This window comes from Pseudomonas sp. JS425 (assembly GCF_018223845.1).
Lineage (GTDB): Bacteria > Pseudomonadota > Gammaproteobacteria > Pseudomonadales > Pseudomonadaceae > Aquipseudomonas > Aquipseudomonas asiatica.
Window position 1 is genome coordinate 3,775,446 of record NZ_CP073661.1, and the last position, 20,091, is coordinate 3,795,536.

Genomic DNA, 20,091 nt, shown 5'->3' on the forward strand with positions numbered 1-20,091 from the left:
GGCTGTACCGGCCTCTTCGCGGGTAAACCCGCTCCTACAGGGACCGCGCCGTACTTACAGGTAATGGATAACCTTGTGGGAGCGGGTTTACCCGCGAAGAGGCCAGGTCAGGCAACAGAGAAGCCTCAGGCCCCCTGCGCCTCGGCCTCTGCATGCGCCTGGCGCAAGCGCTCGCGGCTGTTGCTCAGGTGCATGCGCATGGCCATCTTCGCCCCTTCGCTATCACGCCGGGCGATGGCTTCGTAGATCGCCTCGTGCTCATGCATCAGCCGGCTCATGTAGTGCGCCTGGTCATCATGGGCCAGCCGCGCCGAGTTCAACCGGGTACGCGGGATGATGCTGGTGCCCAGGTGGTTGATGATGTCGGCGAAGTAGTGGTTGCCGCTGGCCTGGGCAATGCGCAGGTGGAACTGGAAATCCGCCGACACCGCATCCGTGGCGTGGGCAGCCCCTTCGTTGAGTTCGTCCAGCGCCGCACGCATGCCGGTCAGCTCTTCATCGCTGCGCCGCTGCGCCGCCAAGCCCGCCGATTCGATCTCCAGGGCAATGCGCAACTCCAGCACCGCCAACACTTCGCGCAGGGTGACCACGGTCGCCGGGTCGATACGGAAACCACCCGTGGCTGGCGCGTCCAGCACGAAGGTACCGATGCCGTGGCGGGTCTCGACCTGCCCGGCAGCCTGCAGCCGCGAGATCGCTTCACGCACCACCGTGCGGCTGACACCCTCTTCGGCCATGATCTGCGATTCGGTCGGCAGCTTGTCGCCGCGCTTGAGCTGGCCGCTGCGAATGCGCTCGGTCAGCACCGTGACCAGTTCCTGGGCCAGACTGCGCGGCTTGCGCCGGGTCTTTGCCTGTACCTGCTGCTCTGTCATTGCCCTGTATTTCACCTTGAAAGACAGCGCTCATCATAGCGCAAGCAGTTGTACGATCACATACACGCAGTGCGGTATTTCTCGGCGTCCGCAGGCGACACGCAGCCCTGAACGAAACACTGGAATGCTGGCGCCTCGCAGTTGCAACGCTGTACTGTGCGGTTTTACGCTCATCCATGGAAGGAAAACACCGCATGAAACCCCTCGACCGCTTGTTGCTAGCCAGTGGCCTGTTGATCCCCTTCTGGCTGCTGGCAGGCGTATGGTTCACCGCCCTGGCCTACCCCGGCTACGACCACCTGCAACAGGCCATGAGCCAGCTCGGCGCCGTCGGTTCGCCGACCCAGAACTGGTCGCCGTTGGTCAACAACTTCCCCCTTGCCATGCTGTTCACCCTGTTTGCCTGGGGCCTGGCGCGGCGCTGGCGTGGTTCGAAGCTGGCATTGCTGAGTGCGGCGCTGGTGCTGTTTCATGGTCTGGGCAGCCTGGGTACCGGCTGGTTTCCTTGCGACCAAGGTTGCGCTCCGGCGCAGCCTTCCCCTTCACAGCAGCTACACAACCTGTCCGGCTTGCTGATGTTCCTTTCGCTGACCCTTGCAAGCGCACTGTGGGCCTGGTTGGGCAATCGCATTGCCGGCTCCAGGGCACTGGGGCTGTTTTCCCTGGCTTGCGTGGTGCTGGCGATCGTGACCGTCGTACTCATGGGCAAGGCAGCGCAAAGCGGCCAATGGTTCGGCCTGTACCAGCGCCTGAACTACGGCGTATCGGTGATCTGGGTCGCCAGCCTGGCCTGGACCAGCCTGCGCACACACCGCGCCAGCCCGTTGCGGATGGCAACAACCTGACGGCAATTTGCTGGCCCCCGGTAACTGCTTGTGAAGGCAAACTTCGTTTTCCTTCAGATGCTTAGGACAGCAACATGCGAGTACTTCTAGCAACGATGGCCGGCTGCCTGCTAGCCACGCTCGCTTTCGGCGCCCAGGCACGGGCGCTGAGCCAGAACGATCGCCACACTTGCGGTTGGGGCGCGCAGATAGCCGCCGAGGCGCAGCAGGCCAAGCTTTCCGGGGTAACCCTGTATGCCACGCGCAAGAAGCTGCAGGCGCGCAAATTCCCCAAACCGTGGATGCGCATGACCGCCTTCGGCATTACCGAACAGACCTACAACAGCCGCTCGCGGCTAAAGCCTGCAGCGATCAAGCAGACCTATTACGAGCAGTGCGTGCAACATGCGGTAGCAAGGCGATAACGATTGCCCGCGTACCCTGTGGGAGCGGCTTTAGCCGCGAAGAATCCATCGCGGTGCATGGCACCGGCTATGCCGGTGTTCGCGGCTAAAGCCGCTCCCACAGGGTCCCTGCTAATTCAATTGATTATGTGCAATTCTATAGCCGCCACGGTGCGCCGGCCTCGAAGCGTGCTTCCAGCCACGCCTTGAAAGCCACCAGGGCGGCAGTGTTGAGGCGCGCGGTCGGCCGTACCAGGTAAATGCCTGCCGCCACATCCAGCTGCCATTGCGGCAGCACCCGCACCAAGCGCCCGGCAGCGAGGTCCTCGCCCATCAGCCAGTCCCCTCCCGCCAGGATGCCAACGCCACGCCGCGCCGCCTCCAGCAGGGCTTCGTTGTCATTGCTGCGCAGGCTGCCGGCAACCTTGACACTCACCTGCTGCCCGCCACTCATCAGTCGCCATTCGGGGAAGCTTCGCAAACCACTGAAACCCAAGCAGTCATGCCCGGCAAGATCCTCCGGCTGCACGGGTGCGCCATGCCGGGCCAGGTACTCGGGCGACGCACACAGGATGCGCAGGTGATCGCACAGCTTCCTGGCCACCAGGCGGTTGTCAGCCAGCTCGCCAATGCGGATGGCAGCGTCGAAACCCTCGCCGATCAGGTCGACGAAACGATCGGCATACTCGGCCTCCACCATCACCTGCGGGTAGGCCAGCACGAAATCGGCCAGCATCCCGCTCAACCAGCGCCGGCCCATGGCTGCCGGCAATGCCAGGCGCAGGCGCCCACGTACCGTCGCCGCCCCCTCGGCCGCTTCCTGTTCGGCCTCGGCGATCAGCCGGTTGGCCTCGCGCACCTTGGCCACCAGCCGCTCGCCTTCATCGGTAAAGCGCAGTTGCCGCGTGCTGCGCTCCACCAGGCGAATGCCCAGGCGCTTCGACAGCACCGTGGGGTGGCGCTCCAGCTGCCGCCCGGCAGCGGCAAACGAGCCCTGCTCGTGCAGCGCCAGCAAGGTGGCAAGTTCATCGGCGCGGCGGCTGTCGAAGGCATCCATGGCAAGGCTCGGCACAAGGCAGTAGAGGTGGAAGTCGGGTATCAGGCAGTAAGGACCAGCGCGCCCTCCGACTGCCCTTGCTCCAGGTCCCCGTGGGCCCTGGCCGCGTCGGCCAGCGGGTAGGCACGCCAGACCCGAGGCTGGATGATACCCTCGGCGACCGCCGCCAGCACATCGGCGGCGCGCTGCTGGTACTCGTCGACCGTGCGGGTGTGTGCTGCCAGCGAGGGCCGGGTCAGGTACAGCGAGCCCTTGGCGTTGAGCATGGCAACCTCGATGGCCGCCGGCGCGCCGGAGGTGCCGCCGAACGACACCAGCAAGCCACGCACCCGCAGGCTGTCCAGCGAGGCTTGCAGCGACACCTTGCCGACACAGTCATAGGCCACGTCCACGCCCTGGCCCTGGGTCAGCTCGCGGACCTGGCCGGCCAAGGTTGCCGCGTCGAACACCAGCACATGGTGGCAACCTGCTGCCTGCGCCCTTGCCACACTCTGCGGGCGTGATACCACGCCGATCACCGTCGCCCCCAGGTGCCGCGCCCAAGGCGCCATCAGCTGGCCCAAGGCACCGGCGGCACCGTACAACAACACTTGGCTACCCGGGCCCACGGCATAGGTGGTCTTCAGCAGGTACTGCGCCGTGATGCCCTTGAACAGCACGGCGGCAGCGGCCTGGTCATCCAGCTGCGGCGGCAGCTTGACCAGGCGCTCGGCCGGGTACAGGCGGCCGCTGGCGTAACCGCCAACCGGGCCCATGGCATAGGCGACCCGGTCGCCCACCTGCACGTCATGTACCCCTTCGCCGACGGCAGCGACCCGCCCAGCCCCTTCCAGCCCCAGCCCGGAAGGCAAGTCCAGTGGGGCACCGCCCTTGCGCTGCAACAGGTCGAGCGGGTTGACACCCATGGCCGTCTGTTCCAGCCAGACCTGGCCGGGCCCTGGGGCTTGTGCTTGCAAGTGTTCAAGCTGCAAGACATCGGCAGCGCCGGTGCTGTTGAGAACGATGCGGGTAGCCATGATCGAATCCTGTTGGATGGGGGTTCGAGGCAGGCTAATCAGGCGAGGAAAGTTGAACAATCAGGCAGGATGCAGATGATTTCTGCACCCCTTGCAGCAGTTCACTCAGTGCCTGAGCACCCGGTCAACGCTACAGGCCGACGCTCGCCGGCAAAGTACAGCGGACGCAGGCGCACGCCGATCAGGTTGCAGCCATAGGGGCGCCCAGGCGACGCGGCTCGGGTGTTGCGGTTGCGGAAAGCCCCATCGGAATACTCGGATAACAGTGAAACGGGTGGGGAATATAACCCCAACGACTGACACGGTCCCTGTAGGAGCGGCCTTGTGTCGCGATGGGCCGCACCGCGGCCCCGACAATGTCAGCCATGATGCCGAAATCCTGGGGCCTCGACAGCCTTGGGCATTTGTTAAGCTGATCAAAACTGCCAGACACAACCAAGACCATGCGCACCATGGATGAACTACGCAAGATCGACCTCAACCTGCTGCTCGCCCTGCACGCACTGCTGAGCGAAAAGCACGTCACCCGCGCCGCCCTGCGCCTGCACCGCAGCCAACCGGCGGTAAGCCACGCCCTGGCGCAGTTGCGCAAGCACTTCGACGACCCCTTGCTGGTGCGCCAGAACGGCAGCATGACCTTGACCGCCCGCGCCCAATCGCTGGCCAAACCGCTGCACGACGCCCTGGGCAACCTCAACGGCCTGCTGGCCGCCCCACAGTTCGAACCGGCCAAGGCCCAGCGTCGCTTCAGGCTCTCGCTGTCCGACTATTCCTCGCGGATCATCCTGCCACCCCTGCTGCGCCACCTGCGCCAGGTCGCGCCCGGGGTGGACCTGGCCATCAGCCAGGCCAGCCGCGAAACCATGCTGGCCCAGTTGCTCGATGGTGAACTGGACCTGGCCTTGGGCATCTTCCCGGACCTGCCCCAGGCCATCACGGCGCAGCCGCTGTTCACCGACAGCTTCATCAGCGTTGCCGACCGCCAGGTGCTACCGGCCAGCGGCGGCCTGGCCCTGGACGACTGGCTGGCCCGCCCGCATGTGCTGATGGCCATGCACCCGGATGCCTTCGATGAAATCGAACGCGCCCTGGCCGCGCAAGGCCTGCGTCGGCGGATTGCCCTGGCCTTGCCGCATTGGAGTGCGGCGGTCGAGGTGCTGGCCGGCACCGACCTGATCCTCACCGTGGCCAGCCGCGCGGTGGGCTCGCTGCACCAGCACAAGACATTGCGCCAGTTCGAGCCGCCACTGGCGATTCCTTCGTTCGATTACCAGCAAGCCTGGCATAGCCGCAAGGACGACGACCCCGGGCATCGCTGGCTGCGGGAAACCGTGTGGGCGTGCAGCCAGCCGGGGCGCTGATCAGCCTTCCGACTGTTTCTCCACGGCAGTGGCACTGGCCGGCGTGCCTGCTGCCCAGGTGCCCTGCACCAGCAGCACGCCGCAGAGGATCAGCACCACACCTGCCAACCTGGCCAGGTTGAGCGGCTTGCCCCCCAACCCCATCACCCCGAAGTGGTCTGCGACCACCGCCGTGATGATCTGCCCCGCCACCACCAGCACCAGGAACCCCGCCGCCCCAAGCCGGGGGGTGAGCGCAGCAGCACCGGCCACGTACAGCGCCCCCAGCACACCACCAACCCACAGCCACCAGGGCCCCTGCAAGGCCTTGCTCATGTCCGGCGCCGGTACCCTGAGGATCAGCAGCGCGAAAATCACTACCAGCGAACTTACCGTCAATGACGTGAACGCGCCCCATAACCAATGCCCCAGAGCCCGGCCGACGGCGGCATTACCCGCAGCCTGGAACGGCAGCACGGCACCGGCAAGCAACGCCAGGGCAAAGGGAAGCACCAGAAGGCACAAGGTCTTGCTGAACATGGCAGTCCTCATTCGTGACAGATGTTCAGGCGATGATCGGGAAATTCCCTTCATCCATGGAAATCGAAAGTGTGCACGTACTTTATTCACCACATGGATACACGATCACGCAGCCCATTACCGGCAAGCCAGCGCCCATAGGTACCGCGCAGTCCTGAAGCCTGAGCCGTACCTATGAGAGCAACTGTCTTGCTCAAATTCTAAAAGTTGGCGCGATCTCTGTGGGAGCGGCTTTAGCCGCGAGAATCCAACGCGGTGCATGGCACCGGCTGCGCCGGTGTTCGCGGCTAAAGCCGCTCCCACAAAGTCCCTGCTAATTCAATGAGTTATGTGCAGTTCTATGGGAGCTGGCTTGCCGGCGATGGGCCGCACAGCGGCCCCAATCGATTAGCTGAAAGGGCATCAATGCAAGGCGATCCCATAGGCGGGCAACCCACAGCCTGCCCCAATGAATGGTCAGCGCGAGGTTTCGACGCGCAGCACTTCGGTGTAGATCGCGTCGACCGTCTGGCCGACCTTGAGGTTCTTCATGCGTGCCTGCAGGTCAGGGTTCTCGACCTTGACCACCTGCAGCTTGCCCTCCGGCGGCAACAGGCTCACTTCATGCGTCTTGAGGTCGATCTTCTTGATCTGCGAGGTCACCCTGACCTGGCGGAACGCCTCGCCGCCCGGGTTGGGGTTGTCTGCGGTGGCGCGAATGGTACCGGACTCTTCAGTCGCCTTCGGTGCACCGCCCACCTCGGGATTCAGCACATAGGCCACTGCACGGGTCACGTAGATGTCGACTTGGTCACCCACCTTGAGGTTGGGCAGCGCCTTGGCCTTTTCAGTGAGCTGGAAGGTCACATCCTTCTTGGCGTCAGGGCCTTTCACCGTGACCTGTCGGTTAGCCAGGTCGATGGCCGTGACCTGCGTGGTGACGTGGCTTTCCAGCGCCTCGCTACCAATGGGAATACCGGCAGCCTGCACCGTGAAGCTGAAGGCAGACGCCAGGGTGGCAACGGCAATGGCACGAGCGAGAGAGCGAATTGGATTCATAGGCCTGCTTCCATGTAATCGAGACCGGGTAGGGACGTGAAATGTTCACGCGCCAACAAGCATAGCCCTTGCCTGACACATTGCCGGCCCTTCCCCCTCACGACGCGTTTTGTCGCTTTTTCTGCCAGCTGCATTCTTGCAATAGCAAATACGAACTCTTTACACTTGCTTTACATTTGCAAATCATTACTATTCGTGACCTTCAAATACAACAAAGAGTCACCTGTAATGGCAAAAAAGTCTGTTGTCCCAGCATCCATTTCCGTGCTGGGCATTCTGGTTGTACCTGCTGTTCACGCGGTCCAATCTGAATCGCAGGGTTCCCTCGCCTTGCCCGCCACTGCGGTCACCAGCGCCTACGAGCAGCAAAGCTACAAGGCCAGCGAAAGCCGCAGCGCCATGAAGATCGACGCCCCGCTGCGCGACATCCCGCAAACCGTCAACGTCGTGCCCGAAAGCGTGATCAAGGACCAGGGTGCGCAGTCTATGGAAGACGTGCTGAAGAACGTGCCCGGCGTCGGCCTGTCCAACGGCGACGGCCAGCGTGACCAGGTGACCATTCGCGGCTTCAGCGCCATTGGCGACATGTACATCGACGGCGTGCGCGACGACGCGCTGTACTTCCGCGACCTGTCCAACATCGAGCGGGTCGAGGTGATCAAGGGCCCTGCCGCCGTGCTGTATGGCCGCGGCTCTTCGGGCGGCCTGATCAACAGCATCAGCAAGAAGCCGAGCTTCACGCCCAAGCGCGAAGTCGGCATGAGCTTCGACAGCGAAGGCAAGCGCCGCACCCAGTTCGACACCGGCTGGGCCGACCCGCAAAGCAACCAGGCCTACCGCGTGACCGGCGCCTTCGAAGACAGCGACACCTTCCGCGACGATGGCTATATCGACCGCAAGGCCATCGCGCCATCGGCCTACTTCCGCCTCTCCGACGACCTGGAACTGAACCTGGGCGCCACCTACCTGTACGACAAGCGCCTGATCGACTTCGGCATCCCGGCGCTGGGCAACCGCCCGGTAGATGTGGACCGCGACAAGCGCTTCGGCTCCGGCGATGCCGACCAGGACTACGCCCGCAGCGAAGTGTTCTCGCTGACTGCCAGCCTGGACTACCGCATCAACGACGACTTCACCCTGACCAACACCAGCCGGTACTACCGCTACGACCTGGACCGCAACAACACCTTGGCCGACAGCAGCCCGACGCGCTTCGTCACCGCGCCTGACGGCGAACTGCTGGTCAAGCTCAACCGTGGCAACGTCGCCCGCGACGAGTACGGCATGTTCAACCAGACCGAACTCAAGCAACAGGCGCAGCTTGCCGGCATGCAGCACAACCTGCTGTATGGCGTGGAAGTGGGCTTCCAGGACAAGCACCAGCGGGTGCTGAGCCAGAACAACGTGGCCCAGGTGCCGGTGTACCGCGACGCCCTGGTGCCGGTGCCGGAGCACGCCGCCAACCTGTCGTCCAAGGGCACCAACTTCCAGCAGACCGCCGGCCTGTATGTGCAGGACATGATCGAGCTGAACGAGCACTGGAAGGCCCTGGTCGGTGTGCGTTATGACATCTTCGGCCAGGAGTACGACGACGACCGCGCGCAGAACGTCGACCTCGACCGTACCGACAAGACCTGGAGCCCACGTGCCGGCCTGGTGTACCAGCCGGATAACATCCAGTCCTACTATGTGTCGGTCAGCCGCAGTTACCAGCCTTCGGGCGAAGTGTTCGCGGTCAGCCCGACCAACCAGCATCTGGAGCCGGAAGAAACCACCAACTACGAAATCGGCGCCAAGTGGGACCTGCTCGACAGCCGCCTGTCGGTGACCGCAGCGGTATTCCGCCTCGAGCGCACCAACATGAAGACCGCCGACCCGGCCAACCCCAACCTGACTGTGCTGGCCGGCGAACAGCGCACCGACGGTTTCGAAGCCACCGTCAGCGGGCAGCTCACGGACAAGTGGCAGATCTACGCCGGCTACGCCTACCTGGATGCCGAGATCACCAAGTCCAACAGCAAGACCAATGGCGTGGCCAACGAAGGCCAGACTCCTACCCTGACGCCGCGTAACAGCGCCAACGTCTGGCTGGTGCGCACGCTGACCCCGGAATGGCGCGTGGCCGCCGGCGCCAACTACGTCGACGAGCGCTACACCGCACTCGACAACGTGGTGGTGATGCCGGGCTACACCACCTTCGACGCCGCGCTGCTGTACAGCGTGCCGCAGTGGGATGCCGCGCTGCGCCTCAAGAACGTGTTCGACCGCGACTACTATGCCTCCGCGCACGGTTCGGTTGACCTGATCACCCCGGGTGCACCGCGCACGCTGGAAGCCAGCTTCAACTACCGGTTCTGATCGTTGCCCCAGGCGCAAGGCCTTGCCATGGTTCGAGGCCTTGCGCTGCTTCTGATACAACGCAAGCGTTCACCGCTTCGCTTGAATGCAATATCCTGTGCAGTGTATGGCACCGGCCTTGCCAGTGTTCGCGGCGCTTCGACGCCTCGGTAAACCCACTCCCACAGGGGCAGCACCTTGCTTGCGATCGCAGAGTCCTGCGCCTCGGTAAGGAGAGCATATGAGCAGTAAACCGATTCGCCCCTCCACCTCCTGGGCGCTGACCACCCTGCTCGCCTTCAGCCTGGCACTCACCGCCGGTTGCTCCAGCAAAGCCAGCAAGGCCAGGTACGCGACACCGGCAACGGGCTCCAACTGCTTCGCCAAGGCCGTGCCCACCACCGGCGAAGGCGGTCTCGCGTGGGGCAATACGCTGAGCATTGCCCGGCAGAAATCGCTGAACAACTGCGTGCGTTATGCAAGCCGGTCAGGAGGCACACCGAAGACTTGCCAGGTGGTGATGGCCAAGTGCAAGAACTGAGCGCTTGGCCCGTGGGCTCAACCTCGAATGATCACCACTTCAAGGTACTCACTCGGCACCACCAACGACGACGCGCCGCCCACATTGCTTTCATTCAGCAACTGGGTCAGATCCCGCTCCAGCGCCCCGGCCGCTTCCGGCTCCAGCGAGGCAAACGCTTTGTGCACCGGCCCGTACCAGGTGCGAAACACCTCGATGAAATGCGCCGCCGAGCGATAGCGGAAGTTGAAGTGCTGGCGGCTGACCTTCAATTCGCCCAGCGCCCCCTCGAACATCACGCGCAACTGTTCTTCATCACCCCAGCGTGAAGGCGGCAGAGCCCCGGCTGGTGGCGGTACATGCCGCCCGAGGGTCTTGAACATTTGCCCGACGAACCCTTGCGGGGTCCAGTTGGCCAGACCGATCCGGCCACCGGGCCGGCACACCCGGCTCAGTTCGCGTGCGGCCTGAGCCTGGTCGGGGGCGAACATCACGCCGAAAGTGGACAGCACGACATCGAAGGTGCCATCGGCAAACGGCAGCGCTTCGGCATCGGCGACCTGGAACACCACATTGAGGTGCTCGGCCCGCGCGCGTTCTTCACCGCGCTTGAGCAGCTCGGGCACATAGTCGGTGGAGGTGACACGGCAGCCGAGCCGGGCAGCAGCCAGGGTGGCATTGCCGTTGCCGGCGGCGACATCCAGCACCTGTTCGTCCCAGCGCAGGTCACAGGCTTCGGCCAGGCGCTCGCCAACCAGTTGCAGGGTGGTGCCGATTACCGCGTAGTCGCCACTTGCCCACGCGGCTTGCTGACGGGCTTTGAGGGCATTGGTATCCAAAGGGGTGCTCATGGTCTGCGCCTTCTTGTTGTGCGCGGCCGAGGTCCTTCTGGCGGTCAACGCGCCATGGATCGAGGGGATGGGAGCAAAACGCTACGCGCCTGGCAGGCGAAGCGGCAAGACAGGTTGGGGATAGCGTTTATTTGAAACCGATATATGAAGGCGATCGACGTCGCTGTAGGAGCGGCCTTGTGTCGCGATGGGCCGCAAGGTGTTCTGGTCAAGTATTTCCGGACACCGGTTACGGTGATCAAGCCGCCTGCTGCTCCATAGCTATTGGTGACAGGTAGTCGTTGTAGCTGTGGAGCCTGATTCGGTTGTATCGCATGAAGAAGCTGGTCATGTCCTGCTTGGCTTCTTCAATTTCCTTGTAGCCCTTGGGCGGCACCCATTCTGACTTGAGCGTTCCAAAGAAACGCTCTGTTGGTGCGTTGTCCCAGCATTGTCCCCTGCGACTCATGCTCTGCGTTATGCCATGCTCAAGCAGCTCGGACTGGAAGCGCTGGCTGGTGTATTGGCAGCCTTGATCCGAGTGAAACATCAAGCCTGTATGCTTGCCCCTAACCCCTACTGCCATCCTCAGTGCCTTGCTAACCAAGTTGGCGTCGTTGATCAGGGAAAACGCCCAGCCAACGATCCGACGCGCAAACAAGTCAATCACTACTGCCAGGTGATACCAGCGCTTCCCGACCATCAAACTGGTCACGTCACCGCACCAGACCTGGTTAATTGCTGTTGGCTCAAAGTTGCGTTCGAGCAGGTTCTTGGCCACAAACGCTTCAACACCTTTGGAGCGATTCCGATGAGGACGACGCTGCTTGCTTTCCAGATTTGCCTCCTCCATGAGTTTTCCGGCCAGATACCGTCCCACCTTGAGCTGCTGGGCCTTCAGGTACTCAGAGATCATTCTCGCGCCCGCGCTTCCCCTGCTTTCGACGTGCAGCTGAACTACTTTCTCTCTGAGTTCGTCACGCTTGGTATTCGGTGTTGAACGACGGCGAAGCCAGTCATAAAACGCGCTACGGGATACGCTCAGCGCACTGCAAAGAAGGCTGGTCGGATACGAGCCTGACTCTCTCAGTTCCTCAATCAGGAAAAACGATCGGGATCCGACATCAAGAGAGCCGTAGCCTTTTTTAAGATTTCAGCCTCGGTCTCCAGGCGCTTGATCTTGGCTCGCAGCTGCTGGAGCTCGCGCTGTTCGTCGCTGATCGCTTTGGTACCGGCTACTGGCTGGCCCTTGTGTCGCTCTTTACGCACCTGATCAACCCAGCGGCGCAGGGCTGTAGGGCCGACGTCCATTGAGGCGCAGACGTCGGGAATCGAGCAGTGGTCATCAAGGACCATGCTGGCAGCACGTTGCTTGAACTCGCGGGTGTAGGTCTTTCGTTCTTGCATGGAACCTCCTGATTGGGCGAATCATATCGCCCTTAAGAGGTGTCCGGGATCATTAGGCCAGTTCAAGGCCGCTCCTACAGGAGTCAGGCGAACTTGGCCCGGGCCGCGTGCAGCTTCTTGTAGCTTTCGATCAGGCGCAGGTGGCGATCGAGGCCTTCGAGCTTCATGCTGGTCGGGGTCAGGCCATGGAAGCGCACGCTGCCGTCCACCGAACCCAGCACCGCGTCCATGCGCGGGTTACCGAACATGCGGCGGAAGTTGGCTTCGTAATCGTCCATTTCCAGTTCGTCGTCCAGCAGCACTTCCAGCACCACGTTCAGCGCCTGGTAGAACAGGCCGCGCTCGACGGTGTTGTCATTGAACTGCAGGAACGCCTCCACCAATTCCTTGGCATCCTCGAAGCGCTGTACCGCCAGGCAGATCAGCAGCTTCAACTCGAGAATGGTCAGCTGGCCCCACACCGTGTTCTCGTCGAACTCCACGCCGATCAGCGTGGTGATGGTGGTGTAGTCATCCACATCGCAGTTGTCCAGGCGCTTGAGCAGCAGCTTGAGGGAACGGTTGTCCAGGCTGTGCAGGTTGAGGATGTCGGCGCGGAACGACAAGGCGCGGTTGGTGTTGTCCCAGATCAGGTCCTCGACCGGGTAGATCTCCGAGTAACCCGGCACCAGGATGCGGCAGGCGGTGGCGCCAAGGTTGTCGTACACCGCCATGTACACTTCCTTACCCAGGTCCTCGAGGATACCGAACAGGGTCGCGGCCTCCTGCACGTTGGAATCCTCGCCGTGGCCGGAGAAGTCCCACTCGACGAACTCGAAGTCGGCCTTGGCACTGAAGAAGCGCCACGACACCACACCGCTGGAGTCGATGAAGTGCTCGACGAAGTTGTTCGGCTCGGTCAGCGCGTGGCTTTCGAAGGTCGGTTGCGGCAGGTCATTCAAGCCTTCGAAGCTGCGGCCCTGCAGCAGTTCGGTGAGGCTGCGCTCCAGCGCCACTTCCAGGCTCGGGTGGGCGCCGAACGAAGCGAATACGCCGCCGGTGCGCGGGTTCATCAAGGTCACGCACATCACCGGGAACTCACCGCCCAGCGACGCATCCTTGACCAGCACCGGGAAGCCCTGCTCTTCCAGGCCCTGGATGCCGGCGACGATGGCCGGGTACTTGGCCAGTACCTCCTGCGGCACATCCGGCAGGCACAGCTCGCCTTCGAGGATTTCGCGCTTCACGGCGCGCTCGAAGATTTCCGACAGGCACTGCACCTGCGCCTCGGCCAGGGTGTTGCCGGCGCTCATGCCGTTGCTGAGGAACAGGTTCTCGATCAGGTTGGACGGGAAGTACACCACCTGCTGGTCGGACTGGCGCACGAACGGCAACGAGCAGATGCCGCGCGCGGTGTTGCCCGAGTTGGTGTCGTACAGGTGCGAGCCACGCAGCTCGCCGTCCGGGTTGTAGATTGCCAGGCAGTGCTCGTCGAGGATCTCGGCCGGCAGCGCATCGCGCGGGCCGGGTTTGAACCACTGCTCGTTCGGGTAGTGCACGAACGGCGCGTTGGCCAGGTCCTCGCCCCAGAACTGGTCGTTATAGAAGAAGTTGCAGTTCAGCCGCTCGATGAACTCACCCAGCGCCGAGGCCAGCGCGGCCTCCTTGGTCGCGCCCTTGCCATTGGTGAAGCACATCGGCGACTGGGCGTCGCGCACATGCAGCGACCACACGTTAGGCACGATGTTGCGCCACGAGGCGATCTCGATCTTCATCCCCAGCCCGGCGAGGATGCCCGACATGTTGGCGATGGTCTGTTCCAGCGGCAGGTCCTTGCCGGGGATGTAGGTGCTGGTGTCCGCCACCGGCATCAGCAGGCCCTGGGCATCGGCATCGAGGTTGTCGACCACTTCGATCACGAACTCGGGGCCGGTCTGAACCACCTTCTTCACGGTGCAGCGGTCGATGGAGCGCAGGATGCCCTGGCGGTCCTTCTCGGAAATGTCCTCGGGCAGCTCGACCTGGATCTTGAAGACCTGGTTGTAGCGGTTTTCCGGGTCGACGATGTTGTTCTGCGACAGGCGAATGTTTTCGGTGGGAATGTCGCGGGTCTGGCAGTACAGCTTGACGAAGTAAGCCGCGCACAAGGCCGAAGACGCCAAGAAGTAGTCGAACGGCCCCGGGGCCGAGCCATCACCCTTGTAGCGGATCGGTTGGTCGGCGATCACCGTGAAGTCGTCGAACTTGGCTTCGAGACGGAGATTGTCGAGAAAATTGACCTTGATTTCCATGCGGGATTACCGTGATTTAAACGTGCAAAACGAAATTGGCCGGCATTATCCGGGTTTTCGTTGCGGAAGTCCTCCTCACCTCCAAATGCGCTTTCTTGTAGGAGCGGCCTTGTGTCGCGATGGGCCGCAAAGCGGCCCCTTACAATACTGCATGCTGCCAAGATCCTGGGGCCGCTGCGCGCCCCATCGCGACACAAGGCCGCTCCTACAGGCGATAGCGCACATCGCCGCTTGCGCATTTCACCGAATTGCTTGCCTGATCCTCTGAACCTGCCCCCGTCAGCAGACCGGCGGTCACCCCGCTGTGCTAGCGTTTCTGCACTGGGGAGCACCGTATTCCCCGATCACAAGAAACCAAGCGACAGCAACCGTTGACGGGCAGGTGAACCATGGAACTACGCATCAACCAGAAGACCTACCAGGTCGAGGCAGACGCCGACACGCCCCTGCTATGGGTGATCCGCGATGACCTGGGGCTGACCGGCACCAAGTATGGCTGCGGCCTGGCCCAGTGCGGCGCCTGTTCGGTGCTGGTGGACGGCAACGTGGTGCGCGCCTGCGTCACCCCGGTGGCCGGTGTGGTCGGGCGCGAGGTGACCACCATCGAGGCGATCGAGGCCGATGCCGTCGGCAAACGGGTGGTCGCGGCCTGGGTCGAGCACCAGGTGGCCCAGTGCGGCTACTGCCAGTCCGGCCAGGTAATGGCCGCCACGGCTCTGCTCAAGCACACGCCCAAGCCCAGTGACGCACAGATCGAGGCAGCCATGGTCAACCTGTGCCGCTGCGGCACCTACAACGCCATCCATGCTGCCGTGCATGAGCTGGCCCAAGGGGAGAAGGCCTGATGAACACACCAGTCGATTCCCCCGCCGAACTGCTCAAGCTGCAACTGGGCGAAACCGTCAACCTGTCGCGTCGGCGCTTTCTTGCCGGCACGGCTGTCGGTGCCCTGGTGCTGGGTTTCGGCCTGCCCATGGGCTCGGCCCGCGTGCAGGCAGCTGCCGCAGCAACCCCGGAGCGCGGCACCCAGGTGCCGGCGTTTCTGGAGATCCGCCCGGACGGCAAAGTGCGCCTGCTCAGCCCGTTCATGGAAGGTGGCCAAGGCCCCTTCACCGCCATGGCGCAGATCGTTGGTGAAGAGCTGGACGTCGACCCGGCCAATTTCGTGGTCGACAGCGCGCCGCCCGGCGAAGCCTATGTAGTGATGGAAAACGGTATGCGCATCACCGGCGGCAGCATGTCGGTGCGCATGAGCTACCCGACCATGCGCCGCCTGGGCGCCCTCGCCCGGGCCATGCTGCTGCAGGCGGGTGCCGAGCAGCTGGGCGTGCCGGTCGAAGAACTCTCCACCACGCCGGGTCACGTGGTACATACCACGACTGGCCGCTCCATCCCCTACGGAGAACTGGCCGGGCGGGCCATGGACCTGCCGGTGCCGGACCCGGCCAGCGTCAAGCTGCGCGACCCCAGCCAGTTTCGCTGGATCGGCAAGCCGGTACGTCGCCTGGATGCCTACGACAAGTCCACCGGCAAGGCGGTGTACAGCATCGACATCAAGGTCGACGGCATGCTCCACGCTGCCGTGCAGCACGCGCCACGCCTGGGCATGACCGTCGGCAGCCTGCGCAACGAAGACCAGGTCAAGGCCATGAAGGGCGTGCATTCGGTGCATCAGCTGCCGGGCGCCGTGGCCGTGGTAGCCGAACGCTGGTGGCATGCCAAGCGCGCGGTCGAGGCCATCCAGGTTGACTGGAAGGAGCCTGCGGCTGACAGCCCGGTACGGCCGATGCCGGCCGACTTCTCCAGCGATGGCTGGCGCGAGCACCTGGCCACGGTCACGGGCCCGGCGCGCGACGACGAAAACCAGGGCGACGTGGCCGGCATGCTGGCCAGTGCCAAGACCCGGGTCGAGGCAACCTACCATAACCAGTACCTCAACCACGCCCAGCTGGAGCCGCCGTCGGCACTGGCGCGCTTCAACCCGGACGGCACCCTGGAGGTATGGCTGCCCAACCAGGCGCCGGACATGTTCCGTGACGACATTGCCAAGCGCACCGGCCTGGCCCCGGCACAGATCACCCTGCATTCGCCGTTGCTGGGCGGTTTCTTTGGCCGCCACTTCCTGTACGACTCGGCCAACCCCTACCCACAGGCCATTGCCTTGGCCAAGGCGGTCGGCCGGCCGGTGAAACTCATTTGGAGCCGCGAGGAAGAATTCCTCCGCGATGTGCTGCGCCCGGTCGCCGTGGTGAAATTCCGTGCCGGGCTGGATGCCGACGGCCTGCCGGTGGCCCTCGAAGCCGTGAGCGCCACCGAAGGCCCGACCGAGGCCCTCGCAGGCAAGCAAGGCGAAAAGCTCGACCCGACCGCGCTCGAAGGCCTGTCGGGCAAGTCCTACGCCATCGCCAACAAGCGTATCGCGCAGATCTACGTGAAAGGCCCGGCCATGCTCGGCTACTGGCGCTCGGTGGGCAACTCGCTGAATGACTTCTTCTATGAGTCGTTCCTCGACGAACTGGCCGACAAAGGCGGCAAGGACCCGTTCGAACTGCGCCTGCACCTGCTGCGCGACAACCCGCGCCTGACCAACCTGCTGCAGGCCGTCGCCGAGCTTTCCGGCGGCTGGAAGCGCGGGCCGTTCACCGCCGAGGACGGCAGCAAGCGGGCGCGTGGCGTGGCCATGGCCTCGCCGTTCGGCTCGGAGGCAGCGGTCATTGCCGAGGTATCGATCGAGAACGGCCAGGTCAAAGTGCACGACATCTGGCAGGCCATCGACCCGGGCAGCATCGTCAACCCGGCGATCATCGAGCATCAGGTCAACGGCGCCGTCGCCCTGGGCCTGTCGCAGACACTGCTGGAAGAAGCGGTGTACGTGGATGGCAAGCCGCGCGCGCGCAACTACGACCTGTACCCGATCCTGCCGCCGTCGCGCATGGCCAGGGTGCATGTGCGCATTGTCGAAAGCGGGGCGAAGATGGGCGGCATCGGCGAGCCACCGTTGCCCGCGGTGGCACCGGCGGTAGCCAACGCAGTCGCGCAGCTGACCGGCCAGCGCGTGCGCAGCCTGCCATTGAGCCGCCATACCTTCAGCTGAGCACACAAGGACGCCCCATGACCCATCGTTTCGCAAGAACCGCTGGCTGGCTGGCGCTGCCGTGCCTGGTCGCGGCAGGCCTGCTGGCCTGGTACGTCACCCGCGAGCCCGCCTCGCCATTCGCCGATGCGCAGGCCACCACTGCCGACCCGGCGCTGGTCAGCCGTGGCGAGTACGTGGCCCGCCTCAGCGACTGCGTGGCCTGCCACAGCCTGCCGGACGGCAAACCGTTCGCCGGCGGGCTGGAAATGGCCACCCCGCTGGGGGCGATCCACGCCACCAACATCACCCCCGACCGCGACACCGGCATCGGTGGCTACAGCCTGGCCGACTTCGACCGTGCCGTGCGCCAGGGCGTCGCACCCGGTGGCCGGCGGCTGTACCCGGCCATGCCCTACCCGTCCTACGCCAAGCTCAGCGATGACGATGTAAAGGCGCTGTACGCCTTCTTCATGCACGGCGTGCAACCGGTGCAACAGGCCAACCTGGCCAGCGACATTCCCTGGCCGCTGAACCTGCGTTGGCCCATCGCCTTGTGGAACGGCCTGTTCGCCGCCACCACGCCCTACACCAACCAGGCCGGGCAGGACGCCCAGTGGAACCGCGGCGCCTACATCGTCCAGGGCCCAGGCCACTGTGGCAGCTGCCATACGCCGCGTGGCCTGGCCTTCAACGAAAAGGCCCTGGATGACAGCGGCAAGCCGTTCCTCGCTGGTGCCCTGCTCGATGGCTGGTATGCACCGAGCCTGCGTGCCGACCCCAACACCGGACTGGGGCGCTGGAGCGAAGCCGAGATCGCGCAGTTCCTCAAGACCGGGCGCAACCGGCATGCGGTGGTATTCGGCTCGATGACCGAGGCCTTCAACAACTCCACGCAGTTCATGAGTGACGACGACCTGGCCGCCATCGCCCGCTACCTGAAGTCGCTGCCCGGCGACCCGCAACGCGACGGTGCGCCGTGGCAATACCAGGCCGAAACGACGGCGGCGCGGCTCGACAGCCCTGGGGCGCATACCTATGTAACCCGCTGTGCGTCGTGCCACGGCCTGGACGGCAAGGGCCAGCCCGAATGGATGCCGCCTTTGGCCGGCGCTACTTCAGCACTGGCCAAGGAAGACGCCTCGGCGATCAACATCACCCTCAATGGTTCGCAGCGGGTGGTGACGGCCGGGTTGCCCGATGCCTATCGCATGCCGGCCTTCCGTGAGCAACTGAGTGACCAGGAAATTGCTGATGTGCTGGGTTTCGTGCGCAGTGCCTGGGGGAACAATGGCGGGCCAGTGAATGCGCAGGCGGTAGGCAAGTTGCGTGGGCATACCGACGCGGCCAGCAGTAGCCCGATCATTTTGCATATGCGATGAATTTGGTGGCTGTACCGGCCTCTTCGCGGGTGAACCCGCTCCCACAGGATTTGCACCACCCCTAAGACCTGTGCAGTACCTGTGGGAGCGGGTTCACCCGCGAAGAGGCCGGTACAGCCACCCTTGAACACCAGGCTTTACCGGAGTACCCATGGAAAGCATCGACCTGCTGGTCCTGCGCACCACCCGAGACTGGCTCGCCGCCGGCCATCGCACCCTGCTCGCCACGGTCGCCCGCACCTGGGGCTCCTCCCCCCGCCCGGTCGGCTCGATGATGGCCCTGCGCAGCGACGGCCGTGTGGTTGGCAGTGTCTCTGGCGGCTGCATCGAGGACGACCTCATTCACCGCTACACCAGCGCCTACGGCGGCCCCGGCATGCCCGGCGGCCTGCCCCAGGTGGTGCGCTATGGCGTCAGCGCCGACGAGGCCCACCGCTTCGGCCTGCCCTGTGGCGGCACCCTCGAACTGGTGCTGGAATTCTCCCCGTCGCTGCCACACCTCGAACAATTGCTCGCCGGCCTCGACGGCGGCAACCTGGTACGGCGTGGGCTCGACCTGCACAGCGGCAAAGCCAGCCTCAGCGCCACCACCACGCCCGAACTGTTCAGCTTCGATGGCCGGCACATGCTCAGCACTCTGGGCCCCGGCTACCGCCTGCTGCTGATCGGTGCCGGCGCGCTGGCCGAATACCTGGCGACCATGGCCCTGTTCAATGGCTTCAGCGTTTCACTGTGCGACCCGCGCCCCGAGTACACAGCAGGCTGGAACGTTGCCGGCGTCAACCACCTTGCCGGCATGCCGGACGACGTCGTCCGCGCCTTCGCCCCGGACCTGCGCAGCGCCATCGTCGCTGTCAGCCACGACCCCAAGCTGGACGACCTGGCCCTGCTCGAAGCGTTGCACAGCCCGGCGTTTTATATCGGTGCCATCGGCTCACGGCGCAACAGCCAGCTGCGCCGCGAGCGGCTGATCGAACACTTTGGCGAAAGCGAAGCGTCGTTGCAGCGCCTGCACGGCCCTATCGGCATTTATATCGGTAGCAAGACCCCAGCCGAGATTGCCGTCAGCGTCATGGCCGAGATCCTAGCGGCGAAGAACGATGTCACCCTGCCCAGCGCAGTCAGCGTGATCCGGGCCAAGGAAGCCGAGCAGTTGGCCCGAGCCCTGTAGGAGCGCA

At 64.0% G+C, this 20,091-nt stretch carries 18 protein-coding genes; 9 read left to right on the forward strand and 9 right to left on the reverse strand.

The window, feature by feature from the left end; translation table 11 throughout:
* Window positions 1–125: 125 nt before the first annotated feature.
* Window positions 126–875, reverse strand: a complete 750-nt coding sequence (locus KDB76_RS17500; protein WP_013972994.1) for a FadR/GntR family transcriptional regulator — start codon at window positions 873–875, stop codon at window positions 126–128.
* 194 nt (window positions 876–1,069) lie between these two features.
* Between KDB76_RS17500 and KDB76_RS17505 the strand changes: the two genes are divergently transcribed.
* Together KDB76_RS17505 and KDB76_RS17510 are read left to right on the forward strand one after the other, a co-directional pair.
* Entirely contained in the window at window positions 1,070–1,720 is a 651-nt protein-coding gene (locus tag KDB76_RS17505) for a DUF998 domain-containing protein (RefSeq protein WP_031324318.1), read from the forward strand.
* 74 nt (window positions 1,721–1,794) lie between these two features.
* The gene (locus KDB76_RS17510) at window positions 1,795–2,124 is read left to right on the forward strand and encodes a hypothetical protein (RefSeq protein ID WP_023660807.1); all 330 of its coding nucleotides are present in this window, start codon (window positions 1,795–1,797) and stop codon (window positions 2,122–2,124) included.
* A 136-nt stretch (window positions 2,125–2,260) separates the two neighbouring features.
* Here KDB76_RS17510 and KDB76_RS17515 read toward each other — a convergent pair whose 3' ends face one another.
* Both KDB76_RS17515 and KDB76_RS17520 read right to left on the reverse strand, forming a co-directional pair.
* A complete protein-coding gene (locus KDB76_RS17515; protein ID WP_038409774.1) occupies window positions 2,261–3,160 on the reverse strand; it encodes a LysR family transcriptional regulator in 900 nt (299 codons plus the stop codon).
* Between the two features lie 41 nt (window positions 3,161–3,201).
* Complete coding sequence (locus KDB76_RS17520; RefSeq protein ID WP_038409775.1) at window positions 3,202–4,176, reverse strand: quinone oxidoreductase; 975 nt, start codon at window positions 4,174–4,176, stop codon at window positions 3,202–3,204.
* Window positions 4,177–4,628: 452 nt separating this feature from the next.
* On the opposite strand from KDB76_RS17520, the gene KDB76_RS17525 reads away from it, so the two are divergent.
* Complete coding sequence (locus KDB76_RS17525; protein WP_013972998.1) at window positions 4,629–5,537, forward strand: LysR family transcriptional regulator; 909 nt, start codon at window positions 4,629–4,631, stop codon at window positions 5,535–5,537.
* On the opposite strand, the gene KDB76_RS17530 is transcribed toward KDB76_RS17525, so the two are convergent.
* Both KDB76_RS17530 and KDB76_RS17535 read right to left on the reverse strand, forming a co-directional pair.
* Window positions 5,538–6,056, reverse strand: coding sequence for a DMT family transporter (locus KDB76_RS17530; protein WP_023661742.1), 519 nt, complete (start codon window positions 6,054–6,056; stop codon window positions 5,538–5,540).
* Between the two features lie 456 nt (window positions 6,057–6,512).
* The gene (locus KDB76_RS17535; protein WP_013973000.1) at window positions 6,513–7,094 is read right to left on the reverse strand and encodes a hypothetical protein; all 582 of its coding nucleotides are present in this window, start codon (window positions 7,092–7,094) and stop codon (window positions 6,513–6,515) included.
* A 228-nt stretch (window positions 7,095–7,322) separates the two neighbouring features.
* Here KDB76_RS17535 and KDB76_RS17540 point away from each other — a divergent pair, with 228 nt between their 5' ends.
* Both KDB76_RS17540 and KDB76_RS17545 read left to right on the forward strand, forming a co-directional pair.
* Window positions 7,323–9,452, forward strand: coding sequence for a TonB-dependent siderophore receptor (locus KDB76_RS17540; protein ID WP_024087293.1), 2,130 nt, complete (start codon window positions 7,323–7,325; stop codon window positions 9,450–9,452).
* A gap of 220 nt (window positions 9,453–9,672) precedes the next feature.
* Window positions 9,673–9,972, forward strand: a complete 300-nt coding sequence (locus tag KDB76_RS17545) for a hypothetical protein (RefSeq protein ID WP_003260568.1) — start codon at window positions 9,673–9,675, stop codon at window positions 9,970–9,972.
* A gap of 17 nt (window positions 9,973–9,989) precedes the next feature.
* On the opposite strand, the gene KDB76_RS17550 is transcribed toward KDB76_RS17545, so the two are convergent.
* The 4 genes from KDB76_RS17550 to KDB76_RS17560 form a co-directional block, all read right to left on the reverse strand.
* Window positions 9,990–10,802 (reverse strand): class I SAM-dependent methyltransferase, encoded by an 813-nt coding sequence (locus KDB76_RS17550; protein ID WP_038409776.1) that lies wholly within the window; start codon window positions 10,800–10,802, stop codon window positions 9,990–9,992.
* Window positions 10,803–11,040: 238 nt separating this feature from the next.
* Window positions 11,041–11,883 carry an IS3 family transposase gene (locus KDB76_RS17555; RefSeq protein WP_024086385.1) on the reverse strand — a complete coding sequence of 281 codons (843 nt, stop codon included), beginning with the start codon at window positions 11,881–11,883 and terminating at the stop codon, window positions 11,041–11,043.
* Window positions 11,880–12,188, reverse strand: coding sequence for a transposase (locus KDB76_RS29885; protein WP_024086157.1), 309 nt, complete (start codon window positions 12,186–12,188; stop codon window positions 11,880–11,882). The genes KDB76_RS17555 and KDB76_RS29885 overlap by 4 nt, the downstream gene beginning before the upstream one ends.
* An 83-nt stretch (window positions 12,189–12,271) precedes the next feature.
* On the reverse strand, window positions 12,272–14,458 hold the full coding sequence (locus KDB76_RS17560) for an OsmC domain/YcaO domain-containing protein (RefSeq protein ID WP_013973003.1): 2,187 nt from the start codon (window positions 14,456–14,458) through the stop codon (window positions 12,272–12,274).
* Window positions 14,459–14,847: 389 nt separating this feature from the next.
* Between KDB76_RS17560 and KDB76_RS17565 the strand changes: the two genes are divergently transcribed.
* The 4 genes from KDB76_RS17565 (at window position 14,848) to KDB76_RS17580 (ending at window position 20,084) form a co-directional block, all read left to right on the forward strand.
* The gene (locus KDB76_RS17565; protein WP_003259224.1) at window positions 14,848–15,303 is read left to right on the forward strand and encodes a (2Fe-2S)-binding protein; all 456 of its coding nucleotides are present in this window, start codon (window positions 14,848–14,850) and stop codon (window positions 15,301–15,303) included.
* Window positions 15,303–17,552 (forward strand): molybdopterin cofactor-binding domain-containing protein, encoded by a 2,250-nt coding sequence (locus KDB76_RS17570; RefSeq protein ID WP_013973004.1) that lies wholly within the window; start codon window positions 15,303–15,305, stop codon window positions 17,550–17,552. Before KDB76_RS17565 ends, KDB76_RS17570 begins: the two co-directional genes overlap by 1 nt.
* Before the next feature lie 17 nt (window positions 17,553–17,569).
* Window positions 17,570–18,913, forward strand: a complete 1,344-nt coding sequence (locus KDB76_RS17575) for a cytochrome c (protein WP_038409777.1) — start codon at window positions 17,570–17,572, stop codon at window positions 18,911–18,913.
* A gap of 151 nt (window positions 18,914–19,064) precedes the next feature.
* Window positions 19,065–20,084 carry an XdhC family protein gene (locus KDB76_RS17580; protein WP_013973006.1) on the forward strand — a complete coding sequence of 340 codons (1,020 nt, stop codon included), beginning with the start codon at window positions 19,065–19,067 and terminating at the stop codon, window positions 20,082–20,084.
* Window positions 20,085–20,091 lie beyond the last annotated feature (7 nt).

Bases quoted from the DNA above. Each gene is read 5' to 3' on its own strand.
- KDB76_RS17500 (WP_013972994.1), bottom strand. From the start codon at position 875: ATGACAGAGCAGCAGGTACAGGCAAAGACCCGGCGCAAGCCGCGCAGT.
- KDB76_RS17560 (WP_013973003.1), bottom strand. From the start codon at position 14,458: ATGGAAATCAAGGTCAATTTTCTCGACAATCTCCGTCTCGAAGCCAAG.
- KDB76_RS17570 (WP_013973004.1), top strand. From the start codon at position 15,303: ATGAACACACCAGTCGATTCCCCCGCCGAACTGCTCAAGCTGCAACTG.
- KDB76_RS17530 (WP_023661742.1), bottom strand. From the start codon at position 6,056: ATGTTCAGCAAGACCTTGTGCCTTCTGGTGCTTCCCTTTGCCCTGGCG.
- KDB76_RS17565 (WP_003259224.1), top strand. From the start codon at position 14,848: ATGGAACTACGCATCAACCAGAAGACCTACCAGGTCGAGGCAGACGCC.
- KDB76_RS17515 (WP_038409774.1), bottom strand. From the start codon at position 3,160: ATGGATGCCTTCGACAGCCGCCGCGCCGATGAACTTGCCACCTTGCTG.
- KDB76_RS17520 (WP_038409775.1), bottom strand. From the start codon at position 4,176: ATGGCTACCCGCATCGTTCTCAACAGCACCGGCGCTGCCGATGTCTTG.
- KDB76_RS17575 (WP_038409777.1), top strand. From the start codon at position 17,570: ATGACCCATCGTTTCGCAAGAACCGCTGGCTGGCTGGCGCTGCCGTGC.
- KDB76_RS17535 (WP_013973000.1), bottom strand. From the start codon at position 7,094: ATGAATCCAATTCGCTCTCTCGCTCGTGCCATTGCCGTTGCCACCCTG.
- KDB76_RS17510 (WP_023660807.1), top strand. From the start codon at position 1,795: ATGCGAGTACTTCTAGCAACGATGGCCGGCTGCCTGCTAGCCACGCTC.
- KDB76_RS17525 (WP_013972998.1), top strand. From the start codon at position 4,629: ATGGATGAACTACGCAAGATCGACCTCAACCTGCTGCTCGCCCTGCAC.
- KDB76_RS17580 (WP_013973006.1), top strand. From the start codon at position 19,065: ATGGAAAGCATCGACCTGCTGGTCCTGCGCACCACCCGAGACTGGCTC.
- KDB76_RS17505 (WP_031324318.1), top strand. From the start codon at position 1,070: ATGAAACCCCTCGACCGCTTGTTGCTAGCCAGTGGCCTGTTGATCCCC.
- KDB76_RS17545 (WP_003260568.1), top strand. From the start codon at position 9,673: ATGAGCAGTAAACCGATTCGCCCCTCCACCTCCTGGGCGCTGACCACC.
- KDB76_RS17540 (WP_024087293.1), top strand. From the start codon at position 7,323: ATGGCAAAAAAGTCTGTTGTCCCAGCATCCATTTCCGTGCTGGGCATT.
- KDB76_RS29885 (WP_024086157.1), bottom strand. From the start codon at position 12,188: ATGCAAGAACGAAAGACCTACACCCGCGAGTTCAAGCAACGTGCTGCC.
- KDB76_RS17550 (WP_038409776.1), bottom strand. From the start codon at position 10,802: ATGAGCACCCCTTTGGATACCAATGCCCTCAAAGCCCGTCAGCAAGCC.